General features: G+C 73.4%; 3 protein-coding genes. 1 reads left to right on the top strand and 2 read right to left on the bottom strand.

Going from position 1 to position 2,609, the window contains the following annotated elements; all coding sequences use genetic code 11:
* A partial coding sequence (locus ACTUAL_RS03185) for a helix-turn-helix domain-containing protein (RefSeq protein WP_440899214.1) occupies positions 1-159 on the bottom strand: 159 nt, incomplete at its 3' end.
* A 103-nt stretch (positions 160-262) separates the two neighbouring features.
* Here ACTUAL_RS03185 and ACTUAL_RS03180 point away from each other — a divergent pair.
* Positions 263-976, top strand: a complete 714-nt coding sequence (locus ACTUAL_RS03180) for an SDR family NAD(P)-dependent oxidoreductase (RefSeq protein ID WP_096496486.1) — start codon at positions 263-265, stop codon at positions 974-976.
* 48 nt (positions 977-1,024) lie between these two features.
* Here ACTUAL_RS03180 and ACTUAL_RS03175 read toward each other — a convergent pair whose 3' ends face one another.
* Positions 1,025-2,272, bottom strand: coding sequence for a uracil-xanthine permease family protein (locus tag ACTUAL_RS03175; protein WP_096496487.1), 1,248 nt, complete (start codon positions 2,270-2,272; stop codon positions 1,025-1,027).
* Positions 2,273-2,609: the final 337 nt, after the last annotated feature.

The following is a 2,609-nucleotide window of genomic DNA, read 5'->3' as shown; positions in this document are numbered from 1 at the left end:
CCGGTTGTAGAGCGTGCCCGCGCTGACGCCCGCGCGCTGCGCGATCTCCTCCAGCGGCACGCCGAGGCCGCGCTCGCGGAACACCTCGGCCGCCGCGTCCAGCAGCTTCTCCAGGTTGCGGCGCGCGTCCTTGCGCAGCGTCCTGCCCGGCTCGGCCATGCCACCTCCCGAGAGAACTTGACACCAGTCTCAACTTGTTGCAGGGTTGCCCCCGCAGGAAGTTGACAGCCGCATCAAGTTATCGACCCGTACGGGGGATGATATGCGCAAGGTGATCGTCGTGTTCGGCGCGGGAACCGGGCTCGGCGCGGCCGTGGCCAGGCGGTTCGGCCGCGAGGGGTACCGGGTGGCGCTGGTCGCCAGGCGCAGGGACCGGCTGGACGCGCTGGTGGCGAAGCTGGCCGAGCAGGGGATCGAGGCGGAGGCCTTCACCGCCGACCTGTCCGACCACCGGGCAGCGCCCGCGCTGGTGGAGACCATCAGGGAGCGGATGGGCCGCATCGACGTGGTCGAGTACGCGCCGATCGGCGTGGACTTCGCGATGACGCCCGCCGCCGAGCTGACCACCGACCAGGTGCTCTCCCAGGTCGCGCTGTTCACGCTCACCCCGGTCGCGCTGGTCGGCGCCGTGCTGCCGGAGCTGCTGGAGCGCGGCGACGGCGCGGTGCTGATCGGCCAGGGCATGTCCGCCGCGCACCCGGTGCCGGGGCTGAGCGGGGTGAGCCTGGGCATGGCCGCGACCCGCAACTACGTCCACTCCCTGCACGGCGAGCTGGCCGGGCGGGGCGTCTACGCGGGCACCCTCACCATCGGCGCGATGATCGCGGGCAGCGCCGCGCACGAGCTGGTGGTCTCCGGCGAGCTGGGCGGCCTGCCGAAGGACGTGCCCACCGCCGACCCGGACGTGCTCGCGGAGCTGTACTGGGAGATGCTCACCACCCGCACCGAGGCCGAGCGGGAGTACCCGGCGCGCTGAGGCCGCCGGTCGGGAGCACAGGTCGGGCGCACAGGTCGGGCGCCCCGGTCAGGCGCCCGCGCGGACGGCCCAGAGCCTGCGCAGCAGCGGGTGCAGGATGACCACCAGCAGCGAGCCCCACACCAGCCCGCCCAGCTCCAGGTCGCCGACGGGGATGGTCAGGTCGCCGACCCCGGCGACCAGCGCGGCCCCGCCGACCAGCGCGTTGGCCGGGTTGGTCAGGTCCACCCGGTTGTCCAGCCAGATCCGCACGCCGACCACGGCGATCAGGCCGAACAGCACCAGGGTCGCCCCGCCGAGCGCGCCGGGCGGGATGGTGGACAGCAGGGCCAGGGCCTTCGGGCAGAACGACAGGGCGATCGCCGCCGCGGCCGTGACCGCGTAGGCGGCGGTGGAGAACACCCGCGTCACGCCCATGACGCCGATGTTCTCCGAGTAGGTGGTGGTGCCGACGCCGCCGCCGAGACCGGCCAGCGTCGTGGACAGGCCGTTGGCGATGACCGCGTCGCCGACGCTGCCGTCCAGGTCGCGGCCGGACAGCGCGGCGATCGCCTTGACGTGGCCGATGTTCTCGGCCACCAGCACGATGACCACGGGCAGGAACAGCAGCACCACGGACGGGCGGACCTCCGGCGCGTGCGCCTCGGGCAGGCCCCACCAGGCGGCCTCGGCCACGGCGGAGGTGTCCACGACGCCGAGCGCGAAGCCGAGGCCCCAGCCCGCCAGCACGCCGAGCAGGACCGAGAACCGGAAGAACGCGCGGCGGCCGAGCACCCCGCACAGCATGATCACGCCGAGGGTGAGCCCGGCGATGAGCGGCTGCTGGGAGAACGCGCCGGTGGAGGCCTTGGAGAGGTTCAGGCCGATCAGGATGACCACGGCGCCGGTGACGGCGGGCGGCATGATCGAGTCGAGCGTGCGCACGCCCAGCGCCTTGATCGCGATGCCGACGACCACGACCAGCAGCCCGGTGGCGAGCACGCCGCCGAGCTGGGCCGGGACGCCCTCGAGCCGGGCGGCCTGGAGCGGGGCGATGAACGCGAACGAGGAGCCGACGTAGCCGGGCACCCGGTTGCGGGTGATCATCAGGAACAGCAGGGTGCCGACGCCGGAGAACAGCAGGGTGGTGCCGACCGGCAGCCCGGTGGTGGCGGGGACGAAGACGGTGGCGCCGATCATGGCCACGAAGTGCTGCGCGCCGAACCCGAGGGTCAGCGGCCAACTGGGCCGCTCCTCCGGGGCGATGGTGTCACCCTCGGTGACCCGCCCGTCCCCGCGCACAGTCCACAACGCCACGTCCGCTGGACCTCCCGACCGCTCCGCGCTCCCCCGGCGCCCCCTCGCGCCGGACCTGGCGATCCTGCCACGCCACGTAGTGGGCAACGCTATATAACAGTCTGATAATCACACGATTGCAGCATGGTCCGCCAGACCCCGCGCGACGCACCGCAATGCCCGCTGCGCGAAGTGGTGCAGCCGAGCGCGGCGATCGGGCGCTCCCCACCTCGGGGGCTGGCGCGCTCCCGGAAGCCGGGAGCGGGCCGTCACCCTGGTGACGCTCCGGAGCCGGGCAACACGAAGGGCGCTCACAAAAGCGCTGTTCACGGGGTCCCCGCCCCCGGCGCGCCGCAGC

The organism is Actinosynnema sp., from assembly GCF_052038725.1.
This window is presented reverse-complemented; position numbering and strand designations above follow the sequence as displayed.